Annotated in this window: 4 protein-coding genes and 16 tRNA genes; all 20 read right to left on the bottom strand. The window is 41.0% G+C overall.

Annotation, left to right across the window (positions count from 1 at the left end; translation table 11 throughout):
- Positions 1–260: 260 nt before the first annotated feature.
- On the bottom strand, positions 261–1,109 hold the full coding sequence (locus NH399_RS16035) for a hypothetical protein (RefSeq protein ID WP_253041817.1): 849 nt from the start codon (positions 1,107–1,109) through the stop codon (positions 261–263).
- Between the two features lie 508 nt (positions 1,110–1,617).
- On the bottom strand, positions 1,618–2,208 hold the full coding sequence (locus tag NH399_RS16030; RefSeq protein WP_253041815.1) for an outer membrane beta-barrel protein: 591 nt from the start codon (positions 2,206–2,208) through the stop codon (positions 1,618–1,620).
- Between the two features lie 393 nt (positions 2,209–2,601).
- On the bottom strand, positions 2,602–3,165 hold the full coding sequence (locus NH399_RS16025) for an HNH endonuclease (protein WP_253041813.1): 564 nt from the start codon (positions 3,163–3,165) through the stop codon (positions 2,602–2,604).
- A 30-nt stretch (positions 3,166–3,195) separates the two neighbouring features.
- Positions 3,196–3,270, bottom strand: a tRNA-Cys gene (locus NH399_RS16020).
- 1 nt (position 3,271) lies between these two features.
- Complete coding sequence (locus NH399_RS16015) at positions 3,272–3,577, bottom strand: cyclic-phosphate processing receiver domain-containing protein (protein WP_253041811.1); 306 nt, start codon at positions 3,575–3,577, stop codon at positions 3,272–3,274.
- Positions 3,578–3,592: 15 nt separating this feature from the next.
- Positions 3,593–3,669 (bottom strand) — tRNA-Thr (locus NH399_RS16010).
- Between the two features lie 8 nt (positions 3,670–3,677).
- A tRNA-Gln gene (locus NH399_RS16005) sits at positions 3,678–3,753 on the bottom strand.
- Positions 3,754–3,767: 14 nt separating this feature from the next.
- Positions 3,768–3,892, bottom strand: a tRNA-OTHER gene (locus NH399_RS16000).
- Position 3,893: 1 nt separating this feature from the next.
- Positions 3,894–3,967, bottom strand: a tRNA-Val gene (locus NH399_RS15995).
- Positions 3,968–3,976: 9 nt separating this feature from the next.
- Positions 3,977–4,050, bottom strand: a tRNA-Asn gene (locus tag NH399_RS15990).
- 9 nt (positions 4,051–4,059) lie between these two features.
- Positions 4,060–4,145 (bottom strand) — tRNA-Leu (locus NH399_RS15985).
- A 10-nt stretch (positions 4,146–4,155) separates the two neighbouring features.
- Positions 4,156–4,230, bottom strand: a tRNA-Ala gene (locus tag NH399_RS15980).
- 7 nt (positions 4,231–4,237) lie between these two features.
- Positions 4,238–4,312: transfer RNA gene (locus tag NH399_RS15975), tRNA-Glu, on the bottom strand.
- A gap of 13 nt (positions 4,313–4,325) precedes the next feature.
- Positions 4,326–4,399: transfer RNA gene (locus tag NH399_RS15970), tRNA-Trp, on the bottom strand.
- A gap of 7 nt (positions 4,400–4,406) precedes the next feature.
- Positions 4,407–4,482 (bottom strand) — tRNA-Arg (locus NH399_RS15965).
- A 1-nt stretch (position 4,483) separates the two neighbouring features.
- Positions 4,484–4,569 (bottom strand) — tRNA-Ser (locus NH399_RS15960).
- A gap of 7 nt (positions 4,570–4,576) precedes the next feature.
- Positions 4,577–4,651, bottom strand: a tRNA-Asp gene (locus NH399_RS15955).
- Between the two features lie 6 nt (positions 4,652–4,657).
- A tRNA-Pro gene (locus NH399_RS15950) sits at positions 4,658–4,734 on the bottom strand.
- 14 nt (positions 4,735–4,748) lie between these two features.
- A tRNA-Met gene (locus tag NH399_RS15945) sits at positions 4,749–4,824 on the bottom strand.
- A gap of 57 nt (positions 4,825–4,881) precedes the next feature.
- Positions 4,882–4,955 (bottom strand) — tRNA-Gly (locus NH399_RS15940).
- Positions 4,956–6,000 lie beyond the last annotated feature (1,045 nt).

Raw genomic sequence — 6,000 nt, 5'->3', positions numbered from 1 at the left:
TTCCTCTGTCTTGATACCTTTAGCTGCTTTACGTGCCCAGGCTTCAATTTCTTTCTTGTCCATCGGTCTACCATCTCCTATTCAATAGGTTAATAATAGACAGTTACACAGAGTTATTTACAGTCTCGCTTATCCAAAGAGACTCTCTTTAAAACAGTTCCTTAAGAAAGCAAAAAGCCCAACAGAACACATCTGCTGGGCTTTTTTGTTTAAATGCCAAGATACAAAAGCTTCAGCTAACTTTCAGTCATTTGAAGCAATTAAAGCTTAGGCCAGTCATTATCGTTTTCTATGGTCTTATCGATAAAGAAAGCTTCATCGCCCATGCCTGGTTCATGCAAGTATAATTGGTGGCTCCCTTTTCTGTATTTCACCCAAACTTTTCTTACGCCATCCAACCCAAAAAAGACAAACCAAATAAAGTCATCGACTGTTATCTCCTTTTTATCTAAATCAAAAGCCAACAATATAAACTCATCATCTTCTTGCACATCAATCAATGTATCAATTAAGCCATCCGTGAAAGCAAAGTTCCAGCTACTGTCTTCTTTCCATTTAAATCTTCCCCACTCGATATCATGAGTTTCCGCTTTAACGACCGAATCGAAGATTTCCTTAAAGTTTTGCTCAGGCTCTTTCAATTGCTTATCAAACAACTCAAAATGCTTTTTTCTCTTACCCTTTGCTTTGACATGAAGTCGAACTAGCAAGGTTTGGTTAATAGTCTTTTTGCCATAGTTTATTTTTATAGCTGCCTGTTCTTTCTCGATTTCCCTTAGATGCTCATTCATTTCTTCTAGAGAATCAAAATCCAAAATCTTTCCATTCTTACGAATATGATACGTATTTTCTCCTGTAGAACTATACCACCCAATAATCAGACTCTCTCTTGCACCAGCGGCTTCCAAATCAGCTAATAGCGAGGCCAAATCAACTTCTTCTGGAGATACAAAGTTGCTTATGTAATGTGCACTATCATCTCTATAATTAAAGAATTGCTCTTCACTGTTCTTAGGAACATAACTTTTATAGATTGATTCAAATTTATCTCGATTGTTCTTTTTAAACTTACTTGCATTAAATTTAAGTTCAAAGGAGACGGTACTCATTAGGGTTCCTATGTATTTTTATCAAACTAATCTTATGAAGTGCTTATTCTCTTTTTAATTTTAGTGGTTGATTCCACTATGCATCTCTTCTATAACACTTTTAAAAGAAAACCATCTACATTAGCACTGCAATTATAGCTTCAGACTAACACGTAGCCCAACTCTACAACAACATCCCCAACGACCTCTAAGTCTCTAAGCTCTTCTTCTATACTCAATCCTACATAAAAACAATCACTGGAATCAGGATAGAACTCAATATAAACGTCCCCCAAAAGGAAGGGGCATTAGGAAAAATATTGCTTCTGAAAACTAACGATATATCAGGGACACCCATCAACTATTTAATATTAGACCAATATCGGCTTCGAAAAAGATTTAGCCTTTATCAAGCTAACCTTCATTTTTGTGTCAACAGATCAACTCTCTCTCATCCGACACAAACACCCATTCTTACTAACTTAATGATGGGAGCCCCTTTATACTTACTATCAATAGAACGATTAAGTTAATTCAAATTAAAACTAACTGTTAGGGAAATTACATTCGTATCATAACTTTCTGCTGAGAATATCGGGTCATCCGCTTCAGGAGTCACAACATACTCAAGTTCAACATTGAACTTTTCTGCTTTAAAACCGAAGCCTGCACCGTAAGAAGCACCGAACGAGCCTTTGGTTTCATCTTCAAAGCCAGGAGCAGAATAACTGAATCGAGATTCAGCAATTCCCAGGCGACCTTTTACATAGAAGTCACCAGTCGTTTGACCGACTAAATATAAACCGATAGCGTCAAATTTGGTTCCAACTTTTTCATTGATTAAGTTAGATACCACCTCATCACGCTCATCATCACTAGCGAAGGTAGCCATAAACTCACCCGAAAAATGCTCAGTGAAACGGTAACCAATATTGCCGCCAACGTTCAAGTACTTAAAACTCTGAGCGCCGGTATTAGAGTCGGCTTTGGCAGAACCTAAACTGAAGCCAGCGTACCAATCTGGCTGAAATGCTTCTGGCGTTTGATTTTCTGCAAGTGAAGGTAAAGCATAAGCAGATGATGCTAATAAAATAGCAGCTAAAGACAATGACTTTCTCATAATGAACCTTTATTAATAAATATCAACAATGAGTTCCCATAAGCTTAAGGTGTCAATAATTGACATCTATATGATGCTTTTTCAACCAACAATCCTTTCTATTAAGTTAATTCAATTAGCCTCGAGCAAGTGCTCTTCCTGGTATCAATAACTTAGTTGCCTGATGTAGTGGTGATTCACTGGGAACAATACCAATCCTTTCTTATTCGACACTCCTTTCCTTGAAGTATTCGTTATGTAAAAGCCAACTGCATTATTGCTTTTACGCGGCGTGATAATAACTAACAATGAGTAGTTTTTCAAGAATACAAAAAAGTCGGATATAAAAGAAGGCTTTGTATAGACAAGTGCACTGGTAGGGTTTTCGAGGAATATAAAAAAACCACCTTCGCATTATTGAATACGAAAGTGGTTAGAAGAAAATCCTTTTTTAAGAAATGCCATTTGATCGGCTAAAATCCTTTTGTTTTGTAAAGCTAAATACTCGTACTTATTCGGTCGATAGGGTATCGCGAGCAGTTTCATATCCGCTTCGTCTGGGGTTCTGCATCCTTTTCGGTTGTTGCACTTCTTACAGGCCGAAACACAATTCTCCCATATGTCAGCGCCTCCTTGTCCTTGAGGAATCACGTGGTCACGAGTCAAAATCTCGCTGGTAAACTTTTCACCACAGTACAAACATAAGTAATGATCCCGAGAAAAAAGCATATTGTTAGTGAGTTTAGGTATATGCTGTGCATTGGCATGCAGAGCACCGTCTACCGCAATCACTGGAGCAAATTCGATACGTGATCGTTGTTGAGTAATGCGATTTATGCCGCCGCAAATGCTCAGGTCGCTTTTCTCACCAATTGACCACAGAATTTGATTTTTGCAATGAAGATAGGCTGCTTCTTGCAAACCAATCCACTTAATTGGCATCCCAGCCTTATTGAGTTTCAAGATTCGAGCAGTCATGATTACCTCCATTATGAATTTGCTCTAAATTGGAGGGCATGGCCGGATTCAAACCGACGTTAGCTGAATTTGCAGTCCAGTGCATCATCACTCTGCCACATGCCCATTAAGAAAATCGTTTGCGATAAAGATTTTGAATATTGCGAATACCCGCATCCATACGTTGTCTGGCCGCAATATTGGCGGAATGAACTTTGATTGCTGGCGGAATTAATCCGCGCTCAACAACAGCACGTTCCATCCAGATAATCACGTCATAGCCAGTCCCTTTTGAATCATTGCCCAAATCATGATCGAGACTGATGTCTGTTACACTGCCAGTCATTAACAAAGCAATGGCTTCCTGTGGCCAATAAACTCGCTTCCACCCTTTAGGGGCTTCACGTATGTCATCTAAAAAAACTTTCATCATCACCTCCTAAAAATGTGGAGCCGATTGCGAGATTCGAACTCACGACATCCTGCTTACAAGGCAGGCGCTCTAACCAACTGAGCTAAACCGGCATTAAAAATGGAAGGCCCGGCAGGACTCGAACCTGCGTTATGTGAGTCAAAGTCACATGTGTTAACCCGCTACACTACAAGCCTTTGTTGAATGAATATGGCACCCTCGGCAAGACTCGAACTTGCAACCTATGGTTTCGAAGACGATCTACAGGGATGTGGGAGTGCAGATTTTGCAGGAGCAAAAATCTGCACAACGCTCTTCCATTTGAGCTACGAGGGTATGGTTGTTGCTGTAAGAATCGAACTTACCTATCTGCTGTGTGAAAGCAGTGCTCTGCCACTGAGCTAAGCAACATTAATAAACTGGCGGGGGAGGATGGATTCGAACCATCGTTCTCTACTTAACAGGCAGGCGTTCTACCATTGAACTACACCCCCAGAATAAATTGGTACCCGAGGTCGGATTCGAACCGACAAGAGCATTGCTCACAAAATTTTAAATCTTGCGTGTTTACCCATTTCACCACTCGGGCTTTTACTATTTGGTGGAGATGGCGAGATTCGAACTCGCAACCATCGGCTTGCAAAGCAGACGCTCTCCCGTTGAGCTACATCCCCAAAATATTGGTATCCCTACGGGGATTTGAACCCCGGTAACCTGATAGAAAGTCAGGTGTCCTAACCACTAGACGATAGGGATAGCGCTTATAACTTGGCATGCCGACAAGGACTCGAACCTTGATGACCAGGTTTGGAAGCTGGCGTCTTGCCATTAGACGATCGGCATTTAAAATTGGCGCCCTGAGAAGGATTTGAACCTTCAACCGGTGGGGTAGAAACCCACTGCTGTTCCAATTCAGCTTTCAGGGCGTGGCGGAGAACACTGGAATCGAACCAGAACCGTTACCAGTCTCTTCGGTTAGCAACCGAGACTCAGACCATCCGAGATTACTCTCCAAAACATTGGCGGTGCCTACGAGAATCGAACTCGTATCCCACGGGAGACAACCGTAGATCATTGCCATTAGACCAAGGCACCTTAAATTGGTCTCGGCGGCAAGATTCGAACTTGCGACCTCATGGTTCCAAACCAAGAGCGCTACCAGACTGCGCTACACCGAGATGTTGTTAAAAAGTGGTAGCAAGAGACGGCATCGAACCATCGACTTCAGCCGTATGAAAGCTGCGCTTTTCCAGTTAAGCTATCTTGCTACTGAATAGGTGGAGAACTAAATCGATATTCGCTCTACTCTACATCTATTTTTTATTTGGAGCAGACACTGGGATTCGAACCCAGGCCCAGAGTGTGGAAGACTCTCATGCTGCCGCTACACCATGCCTGCTTTGTGGAGCTCTTAAACTCCAAATTTACCAACTCATTTTTAAAGAACGTTTGCCGTATTGGCATAAAAAAACCCGAGGGCTTTGGGCCTCTCGGGTTTTATCTCCGGGTGAGGCCCATGTGACCTCACTTATAAAAGTTAGATCACAATGGTAAGTTTTCTAAATCGATCGCACGACTTAATTCATTCATTACTGTGGCTCCGACAAACGCGGGACACGTGCGACGCTGCCAGGTTCTTCCGGGGCAACTGAGTAATGCAGATGTATTTTGTCTTAGCTGTTTCATAAATAAATTACCGTTTATCAAATTAGTGGCTCTGCTCGGATTCAGACCGAGATCAGCCGATTATCTATCGTTAGGGAGTATAACTCCGCTGTCACTTAAAGCGCCTATTGTTAGTTTACCGTCAAACGATAGAGCCAAGATCTATCTTGCTTTCTGAGTAGCCAATGAAGCTTTAACATCATGCAAGATGTATCTATTCATATTCGTTTAACGTTTCTCACAATAGTAACTCCCAATAAAAAACCCAGTGGGTTGTTGCCTCACTGGGTAATTAGATCCTATGAGGCAGTATCATGGCCTCAACAAACTCGTGTTAAGACCTATCTATTTGTTCTTCCATAATCGCAAAGCGTGCGCAAATTTTTACTCGGCCAACTTTTGGCGGGTTGTTCAATTTGTATTAATGCGCTTGCTTGTTTCATAACGTTAGTTTTTAAATGTTGTTTCGTATTTGATGAGCTCATTGTATATCAGAAAAACTTTATGTCAACACAAAATAAAAAATATTTTATTTATTTTTCAACAACTTACAAAACAACAGACATGAGACAGCCTCTGACTCTTTGTCAGATAAAAATAAAAGATAATACTGGTCTGCCACTGCTCATGTGGTGTTTAACCCAAATTGTTCGCTATCAAAAAAGAATCCTTGTATTTGTTAGTTGTATGCTTTTGATCCCATAAAAAAACCCGGTAACCAATGGCTACCGGGTTTTATAAAATACGCTTGTTTTCCGGGAGCCTCGTGCTCCCAAGAG

Source organism: Pleionea sp. CnH1-48 (assembly GCF_024124665.1).
GTDB lineage: Bacteria > Pseudomonadota > Gammaproteobacteria > Enterobacterales > Kangiellaceae > JAMXSB01.
The sequence above is the reverse complement of the archived record's forward strand: the minus strand, read 5'-3'. Positions and strand labels throughout refer to the sequence as shown.

Excerpts from the sequence above, each read along its gene's own strand:
- NH399_RS16025 (WP_253041813.1), bottom strand. The coding sequence starts at position 3,165 with ATGACTGCTCGAATCTTGAAACTCAATAAGGCTGGGATGCCAATTAAG.
- NH399_RS16035 (WP_253041817.1), bottom strand. The coding sequence starts at position 1,109 with ATGAGTACCGTCTCCTTTGAACTTAAATTTAATGCAAGTAAGTTTAAA.
- NH399_RS16015 (WP_253041811.1), bottom strand. The coding sequence starts at position 3,577 with ATGATGAAAGTTTTTTTAGATGACATACGTGAAGCCCCTAAAGGGTGG.
- NH399_RS16030 (WP_253041815.1), bottom strand. The coding sequence starts at position 2,208 with ATGAGAAAGTCATTGTCTTTAGCTGCTATTTTATTAGCATCATCTGCT.